24 protein-coding genes and 1 pseudogene are annotated in these 20,966 nt (G+C 40.9%); 20 read left to right on the top strand and 5 right to left on the bottom strand.

The features are described 5' to 3' along the window. Positions 1-8 precede the first annotated feature (8 nt). Together ABES02_RS01070 and ABES02_RS01065 are read left to right on the top strand one after the other, a co-directional pair. The gene (locus ABES02_RS01070; RefSeq protein ID WP_430129654.1) at positions 9-842 is read left to right on the top strand and encodes a carbohydrate ABC transporter permease; all 834 of its coding nucleotides are present in this window, start codon (positions 9-11) and stop codon (positions 840-842) included. Positions 843-854: 12 nt separating this feature from the next. Further along, a complete protein-coding gene (locus tag ABES02_RS01065; protein ID WP_430129651.1) occupies positions 855-1,748 on the top strand; it encodes an ROK family protein in 894 nt (297 codons plus the stop codon). Between the two features lie 582 nt (positions 1,749-2,330). Here the strand turns inward: ABES02_RS01065 and ABES02_RS01060 are convergent. Next, the gene (locus tag ABES02_RS01060; RefSeq protein ID WP_430129648.1) at positions 2,331-3,341 is read right to left on the bottom strand and encodes an NAD(P)-dependent alcohol dehydrogenase; all 1,011 of its coding nucleotides are present in this window, start codon (positions 3,339-3,341) and stop codon (positions 2,331-2,333) included. Between the two features lie 144 nt (positions 3,342-3,485). Between ABES02_RS01060 and ABES02_RS01055 the strand changes: the two genes are divergently transcribed. Then, positions 3,486-4,532: a serine hydrolase domain-containing protein gene (locus ABES02_RS01055; RefSeq protein ID WP_430129645.1), complete on the top strand. Its 1,047-nt coding sequence runs from the start codon at positions 3,486-3,488 to the stop codon at positions 4,530-4,532. 31 nt (positions 4,533-4,563) lie between these two features. Here ABES02_RS01055 and ABES02_RS01050 read toward each other — a convergent pair whose 3' ends face one another. Beyond that, complete coding sequence (locus ABES02_RS01050) at positions 4,564-4,881, bottom strand: hypothetical protein (RefSeq protein WP_430129642.1); 318 nt, start codon at positions 4,879-4,881, stop codon at positions 4,564-4,566. Between the two features lie 69 nt (positions 4,882-4,950). Then, entirely contained in the window at positions 4,951-5,457 is a 507-nt protein-coding gene (locus ABES02_RS01045; protein WP_430129639.1) for a GNAT family N-acetyltransferase, read from the bottom strand. Between the two features lie 195 nt (positions 5,458-5,652). Here ABES02_RS01045 and ABES02_RS01040 point away from each other — a divergent pair, with 195 nt between their 5' ends. The 6 genes and pseudogenes from ABES02_RS01040 to ABES02_RS01015 all read left to right on the top strand — a co-directional run bounded on the left by ABES02_RS01040 (position 5,653) and on the right by ABES02_RS01015 (position 10,629). Beyond that, entirely contained in the window at positions 5,653-5,796 is a 144-nt protein-coding gene (locus ABES02_RS01040; protein ID WP_430129637.1) for a hypothetical protein, read from the top strand. 507 nt (positions 5,797-6,303) lie between these two features. Next, on the top strand, positions 6,304-6,597 hold the full coding sequence (locus ABES02_RS01035) for a hypothetical protein (RefSeq protein ID WP_430129634.1): 294 nt from the start codon (positions 6,304-6,306) through the stop codon (positions 6,595-6,597). Between the two features lie 263 nt (positions 6,598-6,860). Then, positions 6,861-6,938 (top strand): annotated as a pseudogene (locus tag ABES02_RS01030) (YjcZ family sporulation protein); the annotation flags it as partial. A 229-nt stretch (positions 6,939-7,167) separates the two neighbouring features. Further along, positions 7,168-8,625: a 4-hydroxyphenylacetate 3-monooxygenase, oxygenase component gene (hpaB, locus tag ABES02_RS01025; RefSeq protein ID WP_430129631.1), complete on the top strand. Its 1,458-nt coding sequence runs from the start codon at positions 7,168-7,170 to the stop codon at positions 8,623-8,625. Positions 8,626-8,774: 149 nt separating this feature from the next. Continuing rightward, a complete protein-coding gene (locus ABES02_RS01020) occupies positions 8,775-9,578 on the top strand; it encodes a prohibitin family protein (protein WP_430129629.1) in 804 nt (267 codons plus the stop codon). A gap of 550 nt (positions 9,579-10,128) precedes the next feature. After that, positions 10,129-10,629 carry a VanZ family protein gene (locus ABES02_RS01015; RefSeq protein WP_430129715.1) on the top strand — a complete coding sequence of 167 codons (501 nt, stop codon included), beginning with the start codon at positions 10,129-10,131 and terminating at the stop codon, positions 10,627-10,629. A 446-nt stretch (positions 10,630-11,075) separates the two neighbouring features. On the opposite strand, the gene ABES02_RS01010 is transcribed toward ABES02_RS01015, so the two are convergent. After that, positions 11,076-11,525, bottom strand: a complete 450-nt coding sequence (locus ABES02_RS01010; protein WP_430129626.1) for an Lrp/AsnC family transcriptional regulator — start codon at positions 11,523-11,525, stop codon at positions 11,076-11,078. A 214-nt stretch (positions 11,526-11,739) separates the two neighbouring features. Between ABES02_RS01010 and ABES02_RS01005 the strand changes: the two genes are divergently transcribed. From ABES02_RS01005 to ABES02_RS00995, 3 genes are read left to right on the top strand one after another with little or no spacing between them, the layout of a single operon-like run. Then, positions 11,740-11,907: a hypothetical protein gene (locus tag ABES02_RS01005; protein ID WP_430129721.1), complete on the top strand. Its 168-nt coding sequence runs from the start codon at positions 11,740-11,742 to the stop codon at positions 11,905-11,907. 24 nt (positions 11,908-11,931) lie between these two features. Further along, positions 11,932-12,507 carry a chromate transporter gene (locus ABES02_RS01000; protein ID WP_430129623.1) on the top strand — a complete coding sequence of 192 codons (576 nt, stop codon included), beginning with the start codon at positions 11,932-11,934 and terminating at the stop codon, positions 12,505-12,507. Continuing rightward, the gene (locus tag ABES02_RS00995; protein WP_430129620.1) at positions 12,507-13,034 is read left to right on the top strand and encodes a chromate transporter; all 528 of its coding nucleotides are present in this window, start codon (positions 12,507-12,509) and stop codon (positions 13,032-13,034) included. Before ABES02_RS01000 ends, ABES02_RS00995 begins: the two co-directional genes overlap by 1 nt. A 45-nt stretch (positions 13,035-13,079) precedes the next feature. Here the strand turns inward: ABES02_RS00995 and ABES02_RS00990 are convergent, their stop codons facing one another. Further along, positions 13,080-13,280: a hypothetical protein gene (locus ABES02_RS00990; protein ID WP_430129617.1), complete on the bottom strand. Its 201-nt coding sequence runs from the start codon at positions 13,278-13,280 to the stop codon at positions 13,080-13,082. A 178-nt stretch (positions 13,281-13,458) separates the two neighbouring features. Between ABES02_RS00990 and ABES02_RS00985 the strand changes: the two genes are divergently transcribed. From ABES02_RS00985 to ABES02_RS00950, 8 genes are all read left to right on the top strand, one after another. Then, positions 13,459-13,854, top strand: coding sequence for a hypothetical protein (locus ABES02_RS00985; protein ID WP_430129615.1), 396 nt, complete (start codon positions 13,459-13,461; stop codon positions 13,852-13,854). Between the two features lie 60 nt (positions 13,855-13,914). Next, a complete protein-coding gene (locus ABES02_RS00980; RefSeq protein WP_430129612.1) occupies positions 13,915-14,652 on the top strand; it encodes a GNAT family N-acetyltransferase in 738 nt (245 codons plus the stop codon). A 761-nt stretch (positions 14,653-15,413) separates the two neighbouring features. After that, complete coding sequence (locus ABES02_RS00975; RefSeq protein WP_430129609.1) at positions 15,414-16,094, top strand: GntR family transcriptional regulator; 681 nt, start codon at positions 15,414-15,416, stop codon at positions 16,092-16,094. 94 nt (positions 16,095-16,188) lie between these two features. Next, on the top strand, positions 16,189-16,806 hold the full coding sequence (locus ABES02_RS00970; RefSeq protein ID WP_430129606.1) for an ECF transporter S component: 618 nt from the start codon (positions 16,189-16,191) through the stop codon (positions 16,804-16,806). Next, on the top strand, positions 16,784-18,523 hold the full coding sequence (locus ABES02_RS00965; RefSeq protein WP_430129602.1) for an ABC transporter ATP-binding protein: 1,740 nt from the start codon (positions 16,784-16,786) through the stop codon (positions 18,521-18,523). Before ABES02_RS00970 ends, ABES02_RS00965 begins: the two co-directional genes overlap by 23 nt. Then, on the top strand, positions 18,520-19,290 hold the full coding sequence (locus tag ABES02_RS00960) for an energy-coupling factor transporter transmembrane component T family protein (RefSeq protein ID WP_430129600.1): 771 nt from the start codon (positions 18,520-18,522) through the stop codon (positions 19,288-19,290). The genes ABES02_RS00965 and ABES02_RS00960 overlap by 4 nt, the downstream gene beginning before the upstream one ends. A 20-nt stretch (positions 19,291-19,310) precedes the next feature. After that, complete coding sequence (locus ABES02_RS00955; protein WP_430129597.1) at positions 19,311-20,102, top strand: 2-phosphosulfolactate phosphatase; 792 nt, start codon at positions 19,311-19,313, stop codon at positions 20,100-20,102. Then, positions 20,099-20,953: a nucleoside phosphorylase gene (locus ABES02_RS00950; protein ID WP_430129593.1), complete on the top strand. Its 855-nt coding sequence runs from the start codon at positions 20,099-20,101 to the stop codon at positions 20,951-20,953. The genes ABES02_RS00955 and ABES02_RS00950 overlap by 4 nt, the downstream gene beginning before the upstream one ends. The last annotated feature ends 13 nt before the right edge of the window (positions 20,954-20,966 follow it).

Below are 20,966 nucleotides of genomic sequence, written 5' to 3'. Positions count from 1 at the left end.
TGGAAGGAATGTCAAAACGAGGACATCTGGGCAGTTTCGTTAAATATCTCCTTATGCTGATGATCTCCTTGGTGATGGTCTTTCCGTTTTATTGGATGGCCGTTTCCAGTTTGAAAACCCCGGAGGAATTAGCGAGTTTGCCGCCGGTTTGGTGGCCTGCAAACCTGTCGTTTGATTCTTTTCGAAAAATTTTTGAAGTGATTCCGTTCGGCAGCTCGCTAATGAATTCGATCATCGTCACAACGGCTGCTACCGCCAGTATTCTCATCACGAGCATTTTGGCCGGGTACGTGTTTGCTAAATATCAATTCCGCGGGAAAAATACGCTCTTTGTCATCGTTCTCTCGACGATGATGGTGCCCCAGTTTGTATTAATTGTGCCCCTTTATCATATGATGAATGGAATGCATCTCGTAAACACCTTTTTCGGTCTAATTTTGCCGAATATGGCGAATGCCTTTGGGATCTTTTTGATGAAGCAATTTATTGAGGGAATTCCGGACGACCTTATTGAAGCGGCCCGCTTGGACGGGGCATCGGAATGGAAAATTATCTGGAAAGTCATTGTTCCATTATTGAAACCAGCGGCTTCTGCTTTAATTTTGTTTGCCTTTGTTTACCAATGGAATAATTTCCTCTGGCCGTTAACGATTGTCCAGACGCCTGAGATGAATACCGTTGTTCTGGCCTTAAACAGTTTGCGTTCCTATACCACGAGCGTGGAGTATACGAATGTGGTGATGGCAGGAGCGGTAATTGGGATTCTCCCAAGTGTGGTGTTATTCCTCTGGCTTCAAAAGTTCTTTATTGAAGGAATTGCGATGACGGGAATCAAGGGGTAAGGAGTGAGGCAAATGTTTTTGGGGATTGATGTCGGCGGGACCAAAATGCAATTTGCGGTTGGGGTGGGTGAGGATGTATTTGTTTTAAATAAGGTGCCTACTCCAAGCAGGTATGCGGAGCTTTTGCAGGTTGTGGAGGAACATTGTTCGGAGGCAGAGAAACGGTTTGAGTACGCGGGGAAGATTGTCGAGATGGGAATCGGGATTCCCGGAACTTTTACAAAGGAAAGAGTGGTGTGGGTCCCGAATATTCCCTGCTTAGAGGGGCAGGATTTGGCAGGGGATTTGCGGACACGGCTAGGCGCTGGCGTTTATCTTGGCAATGATGCGCAGCTTGCTTTGGCCGGAGAAGTGTGGAAAGGGGCAGGACGAGAGAACTCAAATGCCATCCTGATGAGTATTGGGACAGGCATCGGCGGAGCGATTATGATTGGCGACAGGATTGTAAAAGGCCGAAGGGGAGCCGCCGGCGCTTTGGGCTGGCTCAATTTAGATGCGAGTGTTCCTGGAGATAAAAACCATGGGTATCTGGAGAATTATGCATCAGGGACAGGGATTGCCGGTGTCGGTGAGACCCACGTTCCACCGCTCTCGACCTATGAAATTGTTGCGAAAGCGAAAGAGGGAGATTCGTTTTGTAGGAAGACGATGGACAGGGCAGGTCATTTGATAGGCGCCGGCTTGGCTTCTGTGGCGAGTGTGCTAGATACTGAGATTATAATTCTTAGCGGCGGGTTAAGTGAGGCCATCGAAACGTTTAAGAAACCGATGCTGGATAGTTTCATAGAGTATGCAGCTCCTGGGGTTGAGCAGGTGCCAATTGTAAAAAGCGAGCTCGGAAATTTATCCGGCGCATACGGGGCTGTACGGCTTGCTATGGTTAGGGGCGATATGTGGATTGGGTAACGGTGCGAAGTCACCGTCCCAGCAGAGTTATATCGGATAACTATCGACATTTTGAAATTACTCAAAACCAAGAGATATCCCCTTGGTTTTTTTGTATTTCATTAAATTAATTCGGCACATGGATAATAGCTAGATTAATCTATTGAGTCTATGCGTAATATCCAGCTTAAAAAGTACTGATGCTATCTAATTGCAAGGTCTGATACAGTTTTTCGGTATCAACGGTGTCATGGCTATTATCAAAAGGTGTAATTTTTATATTTTCCATAAACACTGTTTATCCTGAAGGCTTTGAACATAGGCAGCCCAGTTGGCCAATTTCCAGGCGTCTCGTTCATTGGCTCTGGCTTCCATTCTTTGCTTTAATAATACGGAATAGTCGATCGTAACCCGAATCCTAATTGGAGCTGGTACGATATTGGATGGAGAGACCGCTAGAGCGGCGATTTGAGCTGGTGCGGAACTATTAGTCAGCCCGCAGTTAAATCCAGAAATGATTAAAGTAGCAAACCGCTACCAAGCTGTCACTATACTTGGCGGTAAAGGTTGAAAAGAGAAGTGTTCCTAGCACTTCTCTTTTCATTATATTGTAACATTTGGGTGCGTGTCACCGCACGAGATTTGATCTACATTTATCACAACATTTCCCTTCTTGTGTCCTTTCTCGACATATCGATGAGCCTCCACGATTTCATCAAACGCATAGGATCTATCAATGACCACTTTTAACATCCCGCCCTCAACAAGGTCTTTAAGGAAGTTTAGCGCTTCTGAAGTTTCAGGTGAATTTCGGCTCAATAATAATTTCTTGCCGCTTGTCAATTGAGTCCAAAGCATTTGGACACTTGGCAGCGGTTCAGTGACATTTATATAGATACCGTCCTTCTTTAACCATTTCATACAAGTTGAAAAAGAACTCTTGTTTACCGCTTCAAAAATAACATCATAGGTCTCGTCTGCCCTTGAAAAATCTTCTGCTGTATAATCAAGTACCTTGTCGGCTCCTAGGGATTTTACCATTTCCACATTCGTGGTACTGCATACCCCTGTCACGTTTGCTCCGAAATACTTGGCAAGTTGAACAGCATAACTGCCTACACTTCCTGAAGCACCATAAATTAGAACCCTTTGGCCGCTCTTAATGTTTGCCTTTCTAAGAAAATACAAGGCTGTGCGTGCTCCAATTGGAATGGCAGCCGCTTCTGCAAATGTGATATTGGAAGGTTTAATCGATACAGGACCATCTTCTGAAAGACACTTATACTCGGCATAAGCACCAAAACCCGCCAGGGAGGCTGCAAAAACCTGATCACCTTCCTTAAATCTTTTGACCTCATTCCCAACTGACTCCACTTCTCCAGCTAACTCCATCCCTAATATCGCTTTTTTGGGTTGTCTGAAACCAAGTGTTATTCTGGCAGGCAGCCAAAAGGCGGGAGGAACAGTAAAACTCCGTGAGCGAATATCTGCTACTGTTACGGTTGTCGCTTTTACTTTTACCAAAATTTCATTTTCTTTAGGAATAGGTTTTTCAACCTCTTTCAGTTGAAGAACGTCGGGGGGACCGTACTTCGTGTACACTATGGCTTTCATATATCCACCTCTGATTCGTTATACTCATTTAAATATACGAATGTAGTGAATAAATAGACCATTGGTTCACTCTTATTAAATTTTTGTGGAAGTTCTTGGATATAATAATCCTCAGATTATCTGACGAGAAAATGAGGATCAAAAATGAAATATAAATTATTTTTAATAGCCATGCTTTTTTCTTTCGGACTTTCCGGCTGCGTAAACTCTAATGCCCCTTTGCATCATGTTTCTGCCCAGTATACCTTTGCCTCAAGGGAAAAGCAGATTCAGCAAAAGATAAGGGAGTATTTGATTTCCAATCATGTTAACGGGAGTGTTGCGGCAGTAAAAAACAATAAGGAGATTTTTTCTGAAGGAGTTGGATTTTCAGATCTATCGAAGCGAACGTTAAATAGTCCCACCACCACTTTTCCGATTGCTTCGATCACAAAAACCATTGTGGCGGTCTGTATTCTTCAGCTTCAAGAAAAGGGAAAGTTGAGAATCGATGATCCAGTATCTAAGTATCTGCCTGACTTTCCGAAAAATGTGAAAATCGTTCATCTGTTGAATCATACTTCAGGAATCCAGCCGCCGATCTGGCACCCAGGGGATAGGAAGCCTAAGGATATTATTAAGGAAGCAAGTGAAAGAGGCAGTAAATTCTCTCCTGGCACAAAATGGGATTATAACGATATTAACTATATGGTCCTTGGCTATATTGTCGAACGAGAATCTGGAGTCCCGCTGCATGAATATATCGAAAGAAATATTTTTAAAAAGGCTGCTATGGTACATGCAGGATTTATCAGCTCCGAAAAACCCTCCTCTGAAGGATATATCAAAATAGCAGACAGGTTGATTCAGTTTAGTAAACTGAATCGTTATTTACTTTTTGGGTGTGGAGATATTGAAGCGACCGCTGAGGATTTAATACGGTTTGATGATGCGTTAATGAGTGGTAAACTCATTTCACACCAAAGTTTAAAGGAACTGGTGACAGCAGGGCCAAAATCAAAGTATGGACTAGGTCTTTACTCTACAGGTGACCGTGTATACAGCAGAGGGGTTGTTGGGGGATGGGAGTCATTTCATGTTTATTATAAAGATAGAACTTCCATCGTGATTCTTCTAAATGTTCGGGATAAACAGTGTGATATTAAGAAGGCTGCAGCTGGCATTTATCAGATTATCAATGAAAAGTCTTAACCAAGTGGAGAAGCGCGAGGAGCACTTCTCTTTATTTTTTCTCGACTTTTACTAATCCTTTACCTAAATTATCTTTTTCAAAATAGCAGATGATTTCGTCATGAACTTCTATCCTATCACCTGAAACGATTTTGTTAGCAGAAAATTGGATTCCAGTGCCGTCGTCACTCTTTCCGTAATATTGATTACCTTTAATCTCGCTAATCTTATATTCTATTGTCGTGTACTTAATAGAATCACTGCTTTGCGTACTTGATGTGTGAACAGGAGCAGTAGTATGAGTCCTAATTATTAATAATGTACATAAAATTGATGAGAGCACCACTAGGATGACCACTCTTTTCAGCATGATACTCGACCCCCTCCTATGTATTGTAAGAAATAATAGGAGAAAGTAAATCCTTCAATTTTCCTTATTTTAATTAAATGAATACAATTTAAGCTCTTCAGTATCAGGCGGAAGGATAACGAACCGTTCAAATTTCAGGCCGATTTTTTCAAGAAGTTTAGATGAACCGTTGTTATCTTTAGAAGTTATCGCGACAATTCGTTTGAGACTCAGTTCCTTGATTCCATATGCTAGAGTAGCGGAGGCCGCTTCATATCCATAACCTTTTGCTTGATATCTCGATAAAAAAGCAAAGCCGATATCGACATCTTCTAAAGAATCTCTTTTTATCAATCCGCAAATTCCTATGGGAATCTTAGTGTTCTTTAGTTCAGTCAAATAAAGGCCAAAGCCCTTTTGGGAGTACATGTTCATTGGTCCAGTTACTATATAGTTTCTAGCATCTTCTAGCGTCCTCACACCTCTATCACCTATGAATCGTATCCAAGAAGGATCATTCAAAAGTTCGAGAATAAAGTCAGCATCATCAGGTGTTAACCACCGAAGTATTAATCTATCAGTTTCCATTATTTTCAACTAAAAACACCTCAATAAATAATATGATTGTTCCTATTTTACCTTTTTTAATGAGACTAATTCCAATGCAAACTCTCTTATTTTTCTGCATTATTTTGCTATTCCGCCTTTTATGGAAACGCTTTTATGTGAATAGATTCACAAGTATAATAGGAGTATAAGAAATTTAATAACCCATCTTGGGGAGGAATTAAGATGATTACAGATTTTTTATTTGAACTCAAAAACTGGCTGTTTGGTGAACCAATCAATGAAATCGAAGAATTTGAACGGCTTGAATCCAAACACACCAGAGTTCACCATGATCAATATCTTAACGAAATCATCTGTATCCACTAACCCATTTTATCCGTCCGTTAAGGAAGCCTTCTTTTAAAGAGAGGGCTTCTTTTATTAGGAGTTAGTCTTTGTCTTTGGGTTGTTTAGTTTTGTTTACTTATGACATATTTTTTGGCACTTACGACGTATATTTGGTCATTTACGACATAAATTCAAACACATACGACGCATTTTTCAAAACTTACGACATTTGCTGGATATAAACTGGAAATCAGCTCGAACTGCAGTTACTTATGACATATTTATTGACCCTTACGACATAAAATCAAACACATACAACTTATTTTTAAAAACTTACGACATTTGCTGGATATAAATTGGAAATCCACTCGGACTTCAGTTACTTATTACATATTTATTGACCCTTACGACGTATTTTTCCAAACTTACGACAATTGCTGGATATAAATTGGGAATCCGACTTGAAAAATGTTTCAAAAAATTTAACAATTCGTTAATAATTAGTAAGTTCTCACGCCCATATATTAGGGAAAAGGAGGTGTGGGAATGTCAAATGAACCACAAGAACAACCTCAGGAACAGCCCCAAGAATCAACACAGGATGATATTCAACTCTTGAAAAATGAAATAAAGAATGAGCTAAAACAGGAATTTAGCCATTTACGTCATAAAAGAAAACATCGGGTCATCTATTCTGTCTGTGTCTTCTGTTTTGGCGTTATCATTGGCTTTGGCGGCGGAGCCGCTTCTCATTTCGGTCATCATTCAAATCACGGTTATGGGCATGGCCACGGTTTCGAGCATGGTCAAATGCAAAAATGGCATGATGATCGAAGATAGAAATTTAACTAGTATAGATTAAAGAGGTGCCCCGGCAGCTCTTTTTCTTTTTAAGCAACCCTCTAGAAAAACTAAAAAGGCAGCAACGCTTCATTTTTAGATAAATTACTCATTTTGTCGAAATACCATTATATTTGTCCAATCAATACTTGTCTTTTGAAATACATATAAGGGTGAGAGAATAATCTTTCTAATAATTTCTATAGGAGGTGATAAGTATGGGTTGGTACGGATACGGCGGTTATGGCTACGGCGGTGGCTATGGCTATGGCGGCAGCAGCTTTGTATTAATTGTAGTATTGTTCATTCTGTTAATCATCGTTGGAGCTTCCTTCTTGTAATGGACTGAGCAATTCGAATAGAGGGCCAGTAAGTTAACTTGTCCTTTATAGCTTTAAAAAAGGTCACGTGTCTGTAAAGATTCGTGGCCTTCTTGTTTTTAGGATTCCACCCTAATTAAAAAAGTAAGGCTTATCCATTTTGAAATGGGTGGAACAGGCTCCCCTGTTTGTCAATAAAATGAAACTAGCTATACTCGTACGATGGTTCTAAACAAATGGGAGTGGGAATATGAGTGCCATTAATGGAAAGGAATTTATTGACCGAATAAATCGGATGGATACGGAAATTTGGTTTGATGGAAAAGCCATCAAAGGAAAGATTTCGGAGCATCCGGCTTTTAAAGGGATTCTTCAATCAAAAGCTTCCCTCTATGATTTGCAGCATGATCCGGGCTTAAAAGAGAAAATGACTTATGTATCTCCAGAAACGCAAGAATTGATTGGGCTTTCCTACTTACAGCCTAAAACAAAAGAGGATTTAATAAGAAGACGCAAGATGATGGAAATCTGGGCAAGGCATACGAACGGCATGATGGGAAGAAGTCCTGACTATATGAACACGGTTCTGATGAGCTTTGCCTCCTCGGCGGCCGTTTTGAAGGATAGGGAGAATTGCTTTCCTGAAAATCTTCAGGCTTTATATGAACGGGCCAGGGAAAAGGATTTGTCGTTTACTCATACCTTTATTACCCCTCAGGTGAATCGATCCCAGTCCTATTATGGGAGTTCCAAGGAGCCGATTTCTGCAAAGGTCATTGAAAGAAATAAACAGGGAATCGTGATTCAGGGGGCTCGCCTCCTCGCTACGCAAGGCGGTTTAACGGATGAATTATTGGTCTATAATGCACCGCGCATGTACTTTGAGGCAGATGAAGCATTTGCCTGCAGCATTCCTTCTGATGCGAAAGGGTTAAAGTTTATTTGCCGTGAATCCTTTGTGGGGGGAGACTCCACTTTTAATCATCCCTTAAGCTCTAGATATGAAGAAATGGATTCGATCCTTGTTTTTGACCATGTGCTTGTACCATGGGAGCGAGTCTTTTTTTACGATAATGTCGAAGCGGCTTCCGACTTTATGCAAAAATGCTCGTTTCACCATTTTGCTACGCACCAGGTTGTAACAAGACAAATTGTCAAAACAGAGTTTATGCTCGGGGTTGCTGAGCTGCTGGTGGAGACGATTAATGTTAGGGAGTATCAGCATATCCAAGAAAAACTGTCAGAAATCATCATCGGTCTTGAAACGATGAAAGCACTCATTGAGAAATCGGAGAATGATGCGGAACTGGATGAATGGGGATTTATGAGGCCAAGTACACTTCCCCTTCAAGTGGCCAATAACATCTTTCCTCGTATTTATCCTCGCATCAGTGAAATCATCCAATTAGTTGGGGCAAGTGGAATGGTGTCATTACCTACTGAAAAAGATTTTGATTCTGAGATTCGAACAGATCTCGATAAATATCTTCAAGGAGCAAGCAAGACGGCTGCCGACCGTGTGAAAATTTTTCGATTAGCTTGGGATTTGACAATGAGTTCATTTGGAACCAGACAAACTCAGTATGAACGGTACTTCTTTGGTGATCCAGTACGATTATCGAGTCTTTTGTATCATAACTATCCTACGGGCGACTACGTTAAGGCCATTAACGATTTCTTGAATTTGAAAAATGAAGGTCAGTTATAAAGGGCCTATGAGGACATCCTTCAGTTTTGATTATTGTCGTCAATAGAACTTTCGGATTACAAACTATCGTATATAATGACTGCTATTTTCATATGGTTATCTAAATGTAACTCTTTTTGGCATTCTTAGATTGTTGAGGGGGAGTAAACATGAGGTACACGCGATATGTGGTTAGCGGTGTTATTGCGGTTGTTGTGCTGGTTCTTATTGCTGCTTCGATTACTACAGTTTCTTCAGGCTATAGAGGGGTCTTGTTGCAATTGGGGGCTGTGAAACCGACGATTTTAACGGAGGGGCTCCATTTTAAAATTCCGTTTCTACAATCCGTTCAGGAGGTGGAGGTGAGGGTTCAGAAGGAGGAAAGCTCTCAGTCGGCTGCTTCCAAGGATCTGCAAATCGTGACAACGAAAGTAGCTGTCAACTACTCGGTCGATCCGGAGGCCGTTAATAAGCTGTATCAAGAGATTGGACTCGATTATCGCGCGCGAATCGTTGACCCAGCTGTTGCCGAATCACTTAAAGCAATCACGGCTCAGTATACCGCGGAGGAATTAATTTCGAAACGGCCGGAGGTTTCGGCACAGGTGAAAGATATCCTTGCGAAAAAATTAACCAAGTATTATATGAAACTAGAGGATATCAATATTAAAGAATTTGCTTTTAGTGAGGAGTTCAATAAGGCGATTGAGCAGAAACAAACAGCGGAACAAAACGCGTTAAAGGCTCAAAGGGATTTAGAACGAATTAAAATCGAGGCCCAGCAGCAAATCACTCAGGCCGGGGCAGAGGCTGAAGCGTTAAAACTGAAAAAACAGGAAGTAACCCCTGAGTTGATCGAATTGAAGCAGATTGAGGTGCAGGAAAAAGCGTTGGAAAAATGGGATGGGCATCTGCCAAGCGTAACGGGCGGAGCTACCCCGTTTATTGATTTTAGTGGGGCTGTGAAAAAATAGGTTGATTTTCTGATAGGTGGTTTCGCTCGGATATTGTCGGAGATTGATATGTTTCTATATTAGTAGAAAATGGTAGAATGGAATTGCAACTTAATATTGTGAGGGTGGCTGGGTTGTTAATCTTCTTTTCCTACATTAGGGAAGGAGGTGATAATCTGGAAATTTTTCTTGAAATCTTACGAGAAGTTTTGAAAGGAATCTTGCGTGAAGTTTGTGCATATTTCTTTCGAAAAAACGTTCTAGAAACAAGAAAACCACCCCTACGCCGTACGAAGCAAAAGGGTGGTTCTGATAAAACTTAACCTTGACAACCACCACCCTAACGGTAGAGGTTGCATGAGAGAGGTGCTCCAACACTTCTCTCTTTTTTATTATATGAACATTATACACCAAAATATCCCATCATAAAAGTAATTATCATGGGCTTTAAAATAAGTTATTGAAGCATCCGGTGGAATCGAATGGAAATTCAGTGTGATTTATAGGACATATGGTTCAAAAATGATAGAATAGGTTTTATATTAATCATTTAGGGGTAATCAACGTGCAAATGAGAGTGGAAAAGACGATATCAGTAAATCAGAAAATCAAGTCCCTATTACCATGGGTATTCGTATTCCTGTGGATGTTCCTCATATTTAATCTGTCCGCGCAGCCAGCGAGTCAATCGAACTCTCTTAGTTTGGGCGTAACCGATAAAGTGATTGAAACGTTGAACAAAATAAAACCAGGAGCAGATCTGAACATGGAAGATGTCAATCACGTGGTCAGAAAGAATGCCCATTTCTTTGCTTACTTGATACTTGCAGTGTTGTCACTTAACGCTTTGAGAAACGGTGATAAACTCGGAGGGAAGAAGTGGCTTGTAGCGCTGGGAATTTGCGTCCTTTTTGCCGCATCCGATGAATTTCATCAACGGTTTGTTCCGGGGCGGGGGCCACAGGTAAAGGATGTATTCATCGATAGTTCGGGAGCCTTACTGGGAATCATGATTTATACAGCTGTGAATAAAATATTGAAGCGAAAAGCATCTAATAAAGTTGCGAACTAAAGTACATTCGAAAGTCAACAAGATAACCACCCTGTACCAAGTCTTAACAGGTTAACTTTAAAGGTTCAAACAAGTAAATCGTAAATATAAACGCATTGGAATTCACATATGAGTTCTAGTGCTTTTTTTTTGTTGGTATAGCAAGTTTTCAAACTTATCTCAAATGAATTCATTAGATATTTCACAGGTCTGAAATAATTGGGGGATAATCCGGGTTATAAAGGACAAAACTCAATTGGACAACAAGAAAAATGTCCTTCATCTGGATTATGAAAGACAAAACTCGGATGAAGAACAAGAAAAATGTCCTTCATCCGAGTTATGAAGGACAAACCCTAATGTGATTCTTCCTGTGAATTAAAATGGCGAAATAATTCGAGAATAAATCATTGATTTGACTCGCTTTTTACAGTTTTGCACCCCATATGTAAACGGTTAATAGTTATTTATAATTTTAACCCAGTCCGGCTTTTAAATCTCCGCAGTAATATATGGCTCTCCACTCTGGTTATGCCCTCTAAACTATATAATTCCTCGTTGATAAATTTTTCTAACCGCACGAAATCCTCCACCAGCACATGCATGTGCAAGGTGCTTGGCCCCGTCATTTGGTAGCAGCTTGCGACAACAGGATTATTAGCTAACGTTTCAGCCACGCTTACCAGTGAGGCTGGCTCACAATCCACTTCGAAAAAGGCGGAAACGGCTTTTCCCACTTTGTCGGAATTCACGACAACCGTAAATTTTTCAATCACCCCATTTTCCATTAATTGATTGACCCGTTCACGGATTGAAACACGTGATAAGTTCAACTCTTTTCCTATATCTACATATGACATTCTGCCATTTTCAATAAGTAGCTGAAGTATTTTTCGATCGATTTCATCTATAATCATAAGCCACCACTTTTCCTTGTCTTTCCTCAAATTATATAACAAGTGTTTTTTTTTGTAAAAAACATATTTCGTTTGTAAGGTAAATAAGATAAAATGGTTTACAAATGAATAACAATTCGCTTATTTTATGTGCGAAATGAATGGAGATGAGCGCGGAAGTAGATTTAAAGATTTATATACTGGCGATGAATAGAAAAGCTGGTTTGAAACGTTTGTGCCAGGTAAAAAGACATACCACGCGATTATTCCTGGATTTTTAACGAAAAATAAGGAAGCGATCGGACCATTCGGAAGAGGACAAAACATTTGGCGCGACCCAAGTGCAGGTGTTCTTTCAGGCGGTACAGAATCGAGGACGGATGGAGCGTATGCTGCCTGGTAAATCCAAAAAAGGTGTTGAATAAAAATGAAACAGCTTGATATTAGCATTGCATTCTTTCGGTCAGGGATATTAGGGTACGGGGGTGGTCCATCTTCCATCCCTCTCGTTCATAAAGAGATTGTCGAGAGATTTAGGTGGATGAATGACGATGAATTTGGTGACGTCTTAGCATTAGCCAATACGCTTCCAGGGCCGATTAACACCAAAATGGCAGGATATATTGGTTATCGAGTTGGAGGCTACCTAGGAATGGTCAATGCCATCCTATCCTCCATCCTCCCGACCATTATCCTGATGATTGTTCTGCTGACCTCTTTGTCGTCTGTCAGAGACCTGCCTTGGGTAGCGGGTATGACCAAAGCCGTTGTTCCGGTTGTCGGCGTTATGATGGCCACCTTAACCTGGGATTTCTTTAAAAAGTCGTATCAGACGCTTGGAAAAATAAAGGCTGGTTTGGTTGTTATCGGAAGTTTGATCATAACAGAGGTATTGGGAATTCATCCTGGAATATTAATCGCAGCGATCTTAATTTTTGCCCTCATTAAGAAAGATAAGGCTCCAAACAAAGAAGGAAAAAGTATCGAAAGAGGTGTAGGTTAATGATTTATTGGCATATTTTCCTTGCCTTTTTTATCCCTGGAATTGTCGGATATGGCGGAGGTCCTTCCTCGATTCCGCTAGTGGAAAATGAAGTGGTCGGCCGTTACGGCTGGATGACCGTTCAAGAATTCAGTGAAGTATTGGCACTCGGCAATGCACTGCCAGGTCCGATTGCGACAAAAATGGCGGGTTATATTGGCTACGAGGTTGGCGGTGTCATTGGTTCTGTGGTTGGGGTTTTTGCAACGGTAGCTCCTTCCCTTATTTTAATGATTGCTCTCTTAAGCCTGCTATACAAGTATAAAGATTCACCTCGGGTGAAGCGAATGACCATCTATATCCGCCCGACGATTGCCGTTTTGCTAGGTGTGATGACCTTTAACTTCTTTTTCACATCCTACCATCAATCAGGTGTGCTCCAAACAATCTTTTTAATTGCAGCCAGCTTTCTGCTTCTTGAAAAATTTAAGGTCCACCCGGCCTATGTGATTGTGGGCTCGTTAGCGTATGGGGCGTTGTTTTTATAATATACTGCCATTGAAAAAAGACTCCTCACCAGGAGTCTTTCGATTTTAAAAGAATGTTCCTCTTTTATGGTCTAAATAGTGGTCGTACATTTCTAGATTCTCTAGAAGCTCGTGTTTATAAGCTAATAACGCTTTTTTGACGATGTGGCTATAATTTTCATTCGTTAGTTCCTTATTGCATTCATCGAGTTCCTGGTCTTTAACTATTTTTAGCTCATTAAAAATACTTCCTAATTCTCTCCCCATATTGAAGCCCCCTCAATTTCTTAGACTCTAAAACTATTTCTATATTGAATAGGATGGACAGGTTTCTTAGAGATTATACGTTTGAAAATGCTGAATTAATTTAAAAAATTTCTGAATCGTGGATGTAGAGAATGCCGTCTATTATAGAAGATTCTTAGAAAAATAGAAATGCTGTCAGTTGGGTCAATCGACGTACCACTCTGGATGGGATAAAGCGTATTTTTCGCTGCACGGGGAATCGTATCATTCCGACTTTAGCGATTTTACCATCCAATTTGATATCTCTGAAGAATATACCATCGCAAGTTCGGCAGATGATGATCCAAAAGAGATGGTGACAAAGGGGACCATTACTGGTAACAATATTAAGGAAGTATACATGACCATTACAAATGGCATGAAAATGAAATCCGCTGTAGTGGATGGAACGGAGATTCGCGTTTTCAGTTATTGGCAGGATGAAATGTATGAAGTCGGATACCTAGAATTAGCAAAGGAAGCTCTTCACTTTTTTAACACTACGATTGGAAAGTATCCGGGTGCCACCGGGACTGTTCTCCTGGTTCAAATATAGTTAGTTAAGACCGCAAGAGCCGTCCCCGTGGTCACCGTGATCAAATTGGAGGGAATCAACATGTTATTAGACAAAATCATTCATTTTGAAAATCATTTTGCGGAGGTACAATCGACCGTAATCGATAAACCTTACGGAAAAATCTATTATGATCAAAGTAATCCTTTATCCTATGATAGTAATCACGCTTTCATTTATGAGGATGCCGACTATGAAATTGCTTGTAAAGATATCGTCGATTTTTACCGATCAATCGATATTATTCCACGCGTGTATACCTTCACTAAAAATAGCAGTGCAGTTGGTCAATTTTTGGAAGGAAAAGGGTTTCAGAAATCAATGGATGAAATCTGTTTCTATGTCCAAAAAAACAAAAAATTCATCGATATTCCACAGACCCTCCGTTTTAAACGGTTAAATGGTGTTAATGAAACCGTATCTGAGTTGCTCAGCTCTGACCCTGAACAGGGGGAGTGGGGCTATAAATCCCTGTTAACGTCAATCGATAAAAAAGATTTTTATTTGTTTGGCGGATATGAAGGGGAGCAATTGGTTTGTATCTCATCCTTGTACAAAATGAATGATATTTCTAGGATTAATGATGTTTTTACTCATAAAGAAAAAAGGGGAAAAGGCTATGGGAGCCAATTAATAAATTTTGTTACTGAATTTAATGAGAAGTCTCTCAAAACAATAAGTTATTTATATGCCCACAATCCTAATGCGATAAAAGTATATAAAAAAGCTGGATATGAGGAAGTCAGTGGAATGATGAGAGGCTGTTATTGGCTTGAATAGTACTTGTTGCCGCCCGGTAGTATACAAAGAATGGCCAAGCTGACTACCGGGCATGCTTTTTTGGGTGTAAAAAGTATTAAAGAAATCCAGGGAAGCTTATTTCTCGTGATAGAAAAAGAAAGTACTAGAATCATGTGTAAAATTCTCCTGACCGAAATGTTGATAAAAGGAAGTTTAAGTAAGTTAATATAGTATTCAACAAAAAAAGATAGCTCAAAAAATAACTGGTTCTGTTACCTATCGCAAACTTTAAAAATGTACAGGAAAATGACTATCAAAAAGTATGTTGATTGATAGTCTTTTTTTATTGGGATATAGTGATTATTTTTGTCATTCCTCTCGAAATTGTAAAGGATAATGAATCGGATACACTTAACTGGACATGCAGAGGGGGTACTTAGAAACCTAGTACTACGACATTTCTAGTTTGAACAAGTATTGGAGAAGGCGATTGTTACTGAAGAAGCCTTCACTTCCAGGAAAGATAGTAACTAAAGACATAAACAATTCCTATTAGTCTAAGTATATACATGAAGTTGAATTTTCCACTAATGTCTACCACAAGGAAAATAGAATTTATTAAAAAGATAGAAAATTTTAAAAAAACAAAAAATATTTATTGCCATTTGAGAGATGATTGAGATAAAATCAAATTGAGTCATCGGACGACCAACGTGGGTGGTTAGCCCAATACATGAAAAAAGTGAGGCGATTGACAGGTGAAGTTGGAGCACAGAAGTTTATATATGCAGGCGAGGGATATGATTTACGATTTAATCAATAACGAATTTGAACCAATGCAGAAAATTCCATCAGAACAAAAGCTATCTGAACAACTTGGCGTAAGCAGAAATACAGTTAGAGAGGCTATTCGGACATTGGAGCAGGAGGGAATACTATTAAGTCGTCATGGAGTGGGCAATTTTGTAATCGGTTCCAAAAAAAGCTTGAAAACGACCATCACGACTTTGGAAAGCTCGACTAATATTATTAACGCGCATGGATACATCCCAGGGACAAAAAATGTAGTGTCTAAAGTGATCGAGGTTCCCGAGGATGTGAAATGTCAACTCATGCTTGATGACAATAAAAATGTGTTTTATATCGAGCGTGTTCGTACAGCTGATGGGGAAGCGGTTGTATATGTAGAAGACTATATTCCTTATAAAGGCGGCATGGAGCTCGAATACAAAGATACGTATCATGAATCCTTATTGGAATATTTAGAGAAATTCGATTACAAGGTTTCTTTTTCAATTTGTACTCTTAAAGCCGTCATCAGCGACGAGAAAACAGAAAAGAAACTTGATTTAATTGAAAAAAGCGCACTTCTTTTACTTAAACAAATTCACTATTCTACTGCTGGTGTACCCGTTCTTTATTCGGACAGCTATTATTTGAGTGATAAATTTGAATTTAATGTGGTTCGTAAACGAGTATAGGGAAATTTCAAGTCTTTTAAGGAGGTGAGCAAAGGGGAAAGGCTGGTTTTTTTAGGGAGAAATCAAATCACTCAAAAAAGGGGAGGAATTCCAAGTGGTAAAAGCAAAAGATAAACGGCTTACAACGGTTGATATTGTATTAATGGCTATTTTGGCCATTGTGAATGGGGTGGCAATGACCTATTTGGCGATGTTGAACCAGATGTTAACGGCGATCGGCGGTCCGATCTTAACCTCCATTACATTGGGGCTTTACACCATATCTGGTGTATTGGCAGCCTATATCATTCGGAAACCGGGAGCGGCATTTTTTACTTTAACTCTTGCAGGGGTAGTTCAAATATTATCTGGAAATCCAAATGGTCTCATTTCCATTACAGCAGCAGTGACGGATGGAATCGGTGTTGAATTGGGGTATGCCTTATTTCGTTATAAACGCTGGGGCTGGGGGAGTACAGCTTTAGCCGGGTTGTTTGCCGTACCGGTATGGTTCGTGATTGCGGCATTTTGGTTCGGATATTACAAGTGGGGCTGGACTATTTTATTCATCGCTTTTGGAATTCGCTGTTTGAGCGGTATTGTTTTATCTGGATGGCTGAGCAAGGCAATTGGCGATCTGCTTGTGAAAACTGATATTTTAAAAGGCTTTAAGATCGCGAAAGACCGCAAAGCAGAAAGGGTGAATCCGATTGACTCCAATTATCAAGCTTAAAAATATCACCTACACCTATGAGGATGAAACGGAGCCAGTCTTAAAAAACCTTTCGCTTGAAATTTTTGAGGGTGAGTTTGTGTTAATGGTAGGACCGAGCGGAGCAGGAAAAAGCACCATCTGTCAAACGTTCAATGGAATCATCCCCAACGTGCTTGATGGGGAGATCCAGGGAGAAATCATCGTTGACAATAAAGAAGTGCTTCACCTTGAACTGAAAGATTTATCGACGAGCATGGGATTAGTGTTCCAAGACCCGGACGCGCAGCTATGCAATATTTATGTCGAAGATGAGGTGGCCTTTGCTCCAGAAAATTTAAAGGTGGACCCGGTCGAAATCCATCACCGTATTAAAGATGCATTAGAAAAAGTAGGAATGCAGGGCTTTGAGCATCGAAAAGTGTTTGAGCTCTCAGGCGGGCAGAAACAAAAGGTAGGAATCGCTTCCGTACTTTCCATGAAGCCCAAAATTCTGGTGCTCGATAATGCCACCGCCAATCTTGACCCTCAAGCAACAAAGGATATTTTTGATTTACTGCAGCTGCTTCATAAGGAATACGGTCATACCATTGTAGTAGTCGAAAATAAAATTGATGATCTTATGCATTTAGCTGACCGCGTCATAGTCATTGATGAAGGTCAGATTGTTTCAGAAGGCACTCCTCGAGAAATTCTTGAGCATTCGATAGATCTCCTGATTGAGATGGGGCTTTGGGTCCCTGAAATATCGGAATTGGCGGTCAACCTTCAGCAAAATGGCTTTTCTTTTAAAAAGTTTCCCATCACCGTAGAAGAAGCAACGGAGGAATTGCAAGGAAAGTGGAGCGATACGTTTTTACCGTCAAGCAGGTCTTTTCACTTTAAATCCGATTCAACAGATTGTATTACCGTAAAGAAATTAAATTATCGCTATCCAAATGGAACCTATGCCTTGAAAAATGTCAGTTTCTCCATCAAAAAAGGAGACTTTGTCGCGATCCTTGGGACAAACGGTTCCGGAAAAACAACCTTGGTTAAGCATCTGATGGGCATTATTAAACCACCTAAAAACACGATTTTCTTAAATGGAAAAGACATCCATAGTAAAAAGCTGCTTGATATGACCGAGCATATTGGCTATGTCTTTCAAAATCCGGAACATCAATTTGTGACGGATAATGTGTTTGATGAAACCATTTACAGTCTCAAAGTAAAGCATGGCATCGGAAGTGATGATGATCTGCCGCAGGAATTGATTCAACAAGGGATCCAATCGCTTGAAAGCATTAAATTGCTTGAAGCAAAGGATAAGCACCCATTTGTTCTGAGCGGCGGGGAGAAGCGGAGACTAAGTGTGATCGCGTCGTTAATTCTCGGTCAGGATATTGTCATTCTGGATGAGCCGACAACTGGCCAGGACTATGCCAGTGCCACAAAGCTTCTGGAATTGTGCAATCGCTTACAGGAACAGGGAAAAACGGTCATTATGATCACACATGATATCCGCCTTGTCTGCAAATGGGCAAACACCGCCCTTGTCATGCATAATGGGGAACAGATTTATAACGGTGATATTGGTGACCTCTTTTTACAGGAAGACATCTTAAAGAAAGCCTCCTTGATTGAACCGCCGATTTCCAAGCTGGCGAAAAACTTGGCAGGGAACAAGCTGGAGCAAGGAGTCATAACGATTGAACAATTTATGCAGACAAGAGAGGGGGTTAAACAAATCCAATGAGTATTGCATTCCAGTATCAGGAAAAGAAATCTTTCATGCATGACATTGATCCCATTACAAAAATTGTTTGGATGATGTGCATTTCAGTGCTCGTTTTCATCTATGAAACGGCTATTCCACAATTAGGGTTGTTTTTTATTACCTTGTTCACGGCATTCATATTTGCCCGGCTCAGTCCGAAATTCGTGTTAGGTGGTATTTGGATTATGCTGCTTTTTAGCATTGGATTTTTTATCCTCCAAGTATTATTCGTTCCAGGGCATACCCTGCTCTATACGTTTGGGCCGCTCCGGATCTATATGGAGTCGCTGGACTTTGCTACAGCTATTACATTCAGAATATTGACAATTTTTACATCTTCACTCGTATTTGTCGCCACCAGTGACCCAAGAGATATTGTCATTTCATTGACAAAGCAGTTAAAAATTCCATACAGATACGCCTATTCCATCTTTGTTGCGCTTCGATTTGTTCCTACACTTGAAAGCGAAGCACGAATCATTGAAGCCGCTCAGACTATCCGCGGGGTAGGGAAACAAAAAGGGCTGAAGAGTAAAGCGGAAAACTTAAAACGTTTCAGTCTGCCGCTGTTAATGGGAGCGCTTCGCAGGGTGAGGGTGACGGCTAATACGATGGAAGCAAAAGGGTATGGGGCCTATGCCGACAGAACCTACATTCGAACCGTCAAGATTAGTAAAAAAGGCATTGGATTTGTAATGTTGTGGATCGCGGCTACCGTGTTGATAGTAGCCATGAAATTGAGGTAATCAAGAAGGGGGGGAATGGAATGAATGAGATGAAGTTTGAAGTAGCTTTTATGCCAAAGGAAATTAAAACGACCCATCCACAGGTATGCGTGCTAGTGGACGTACTGAGAGCCACATCCGCCATTGTCACCATGTTTGAAAAAGGCTGTTCAGAAATCATCTTAACAGAGGATGAATTGAAAACATTAAGCGAACGGGCCGATTACCTTCAGGATGGGACGCTTGTATGCGCCGAGGAACACGATGGATCGATTTCGCCGCATGCGCAGTTCAGTCCATCCTTAAGCTCTATTCGTTCCATGGGGATGGCCGGGAAAAGAGTGGTCATGCGAACGACAAACGGTACGCTAGCTGGCTTAACGCTCTGGAATTCCGGGATTGAAGAAATTTTGATTGGGTCCCTTCATAACGCAAAAGCGGTGATGGAAAAAGCCGTCAGCCGGGCAATCGAGTTAAAGGGAAGTGTCACCATTGTTTGTGCAGGAAGGGAAAATGGACAAATTGCGGCCCTTGATGACGTTTATTGTGCAGGTGTCCTGCTCCAATATGGTGAAGAAGCGGCCAGAGCTCAAAACTTAGTTCCATTGTGGAAAGATTCGGCGAAAATCAGCCGTCATTTACTTTCCATTTATCCGAACAAAGTCTTGGCTTTCGAAGACTCTGGAAGCGGAGAAACGATGAGAAGAATTGATTGCATAGAAGATATCGGGTTAAGCACGGAGGAAAATATATCGACGTGTGTGCCTGAAGTATATTTTTCAAAAGAAGATGGAATTAAAGTGAAAAATTCGAATGGAGTGATGGCAAAATGACAGAATGGAAATCAAATGCATCAAAACCGGTAATGGATGAAGGGCTTCAATATCATATTCGCTGCAAAGAAGGGGATATTGCCAAATTTGTGCTCCTCCCAGGGGACCCTGAGCGTGTGGACACAATTGGCCAAGAGTGGGATGAGTGCAGAAAAGTAGCGAATTATCGTGAGCATCGCACTTTTTCTGGAAAAATCGGCGGCATCGACATTACCGCCTGTTCGACGGGTGCAGGCGGAGGTTCTACGGCCAGCGCATTTGAAGAACTGGCAGAGCTCGGCGGGGAAACATTTATCCGTGTCGGCACAACAGGAGCGATTCAAGACTATATCCAGCCAGGAGAATTAATTATTTCTTCGGGTGCGGTGCGTCATGATGGCACAAGCCCATTTTATGTGGATGAGCGATATCCGGCCAGTGCCCATTACGAGGTGACAGCAGCACTGGTGGAGGCAGCCGAACAGCTGCAATACCCATACCACGTCGGGGTATCCTGCTCCACTGCTTCCTGGTACTGCGGACAAGGGCGAAAAGGGTTAAAAGGATATGATCAAACCTTCTTCGCTAATAAAGTGGAGGATTTAAGAAAAGCGAATGTATTAAATTTTGAAATGGAAGCCGCGACGATCTTCACGTTGGGAGGCCTTTACGGATTACGGACCGGTTCTGTATGTACGGTTGTCGCCAACCGGATTACCGATGAGTTCACTTACGGGGGCATTGAAAAAAGCGTGCGTGTGGCGAACTTAGCTGCGCAAATCCTCGCGGAATGGGACGAGATCAAGAAGGCTCAAGGGAAAAAATATTGGTTCCCATCTCTTACAAAGGTAGGAAAAATCACAGCAAAATAAGGAAAAGGGGGAT

The organism is Neobacillus pocheonensis (assembly GCF_050477905.1).
GTDB classification, from domain to species: Bacteria; Bacillota; Bacilli; order Bacillales; family Cytobacillaceae; genus Neobacillus; species Neobacillus pocheonensis_A.
Note: the sequence above shows the minus strand (reverse complement) of the source record. Positions and strands in the feature narration are given on the sequence as shown.

What these genes read in the sequence shown, in the direction of transcription:
- ABES02_RS01070 (WP_430129654.1), top strand. Translation starts at nt 9, where the DNA reads ATGTCAAAACGAGGACATCTGGGCAGTTTCGTTAAATATCTCCTTATG.
- ABES02_RS01065 (WP_430129651.1), top strand. Translation starts at nt 855, where the DNA reads ATGTTTTTGGGGATTGATGTCGGCGGGACCAAAATGCAATTTGCGGTT.
- ABES02_RS01060 (WP_430129648.1), bottom strand. Translation starts at nt 3,341, where the DNA reads ATGAAAGCCATAGTGTACACGAAGTACGGTCCCCCCGACGTTCTTCAA.
- ABES02_RS01055 (WP_430129645.1), top strand. Translation starts at nt 3,486, where the DNA reads ATGAAATATAAATTATTTTTAATAGCCATGCTTTTTTCTTTCGGACTT.
- ABES02_RS01050 (WP_430129642.1), bottom strand. Translation starts at nt 4,881, where the DNA reads ATGCTGAAAAGAGTGGTCATCCTAGTGGTGCTCTCATCAATTTTATGT.
- ABES02_RS01040 (WP_430129637.1), top strand. Translation starts at nt 5,653, where the DNA reads ATGATTACAGATTTTTTATTTGAACTCAAAAACTGGCTGTTTGGTGAA.
- ABES02_RS01035 (WP_430129634.1), top strand. Translation starts at nt 6,304, where the DNA reads ATGTCAAATGAACCACAAGAACAACCTCAGGAACAGCCCCAAGAATCA.
- hpaB (WP_430129631.1), top strand. Translation starts at nt 7,168, where the DNA reads ATGAGTGCCATTAATGGAAAGGAATTTATTGACCGAATAAATCGGATG.
- ABES02_RS01020 (WP_430129629.1), top strand. Translation starts at nt 8,775, where the DNA reads ATGAGGTACACGCGATATGTGGTTAGCGGTGTTATTGCGGTTGTTGTG.
- ABES02_RS01015 (WP_430129715.1), top strand. Translation starts at nt 10,129, where the DNA reads ATGAGAGTGGAAAAGACGATATCAGTAAATCAGAAAATCAAGTCCCTA.
- ABES02_RS01010 (WP_430129626.1), bottom strand. Translation starts at nt 11,525, where the DNA reads ATGATTATAGATGAAATCGATCGAAAAATACTTCAGCTACTTATTGAA.
- ABES02_RS01000 (WP_430129623.1), top strand. Translation starts at nt 11,932, where the DNA reads ATGAAACAGCTTGATATTAGCATTGCATTCTTTCGGTCAGGGATATTA.
- ABES02_RS00995 (WP_430129620.1), top strand. Translation starts at nt 12,507, where the DNA reads ATGATTTATTGGCATATTTTCCTTGCCTTTTTTATCCCTGGAATTGTC.
- ABES02_RS00990 (WP_430129617.1), bottom strand. Translation starts at nt 13,280, where the DNA reads ATGGGGAGAGAATTAGGAAGTATTTTTAATGAGCTAAAAATAGTTAAA.
- ABES02_RS00980 (WP_430129612.1), top strand. Translation starts at nt 13,915, where the DNA reads ATGTTATTAGACAAAATCATTCATTTTGAAAATCATTTTGCGGAGGTA.
- ABES02_RS00975 (WP_430129609.1), top strand. Translation starts at nt 15,414, where the DNA reads ATGATTTACGATTTAATCAATAACGAATTTGAACCAATGCAGAAAATT.
- ABES02_RS00960 (WP_430129600.1), top strand. Translation starts at nt 18,520, where the DNA reads ATGAGTATTGCATTCCAGTATCAGGAAAAGAAATCTTTCATGCATGAC.
- ABES02_RS00955 (WP_430129597.1), top strand. Translation starts at nt 19,311, where the DNA reads ATGAATGAGATGAAGTTTGAAGTAGCTTTTATGCCAAAGGAAATTAAA.
- ABES02_RS00950 (WP_430129593.1), top strand. Translation starts at nt 20,099, where the DNA reads ATGACAGAATGGAAATCAAATGCATCAAAACCGGTAATGGATGAAGGG.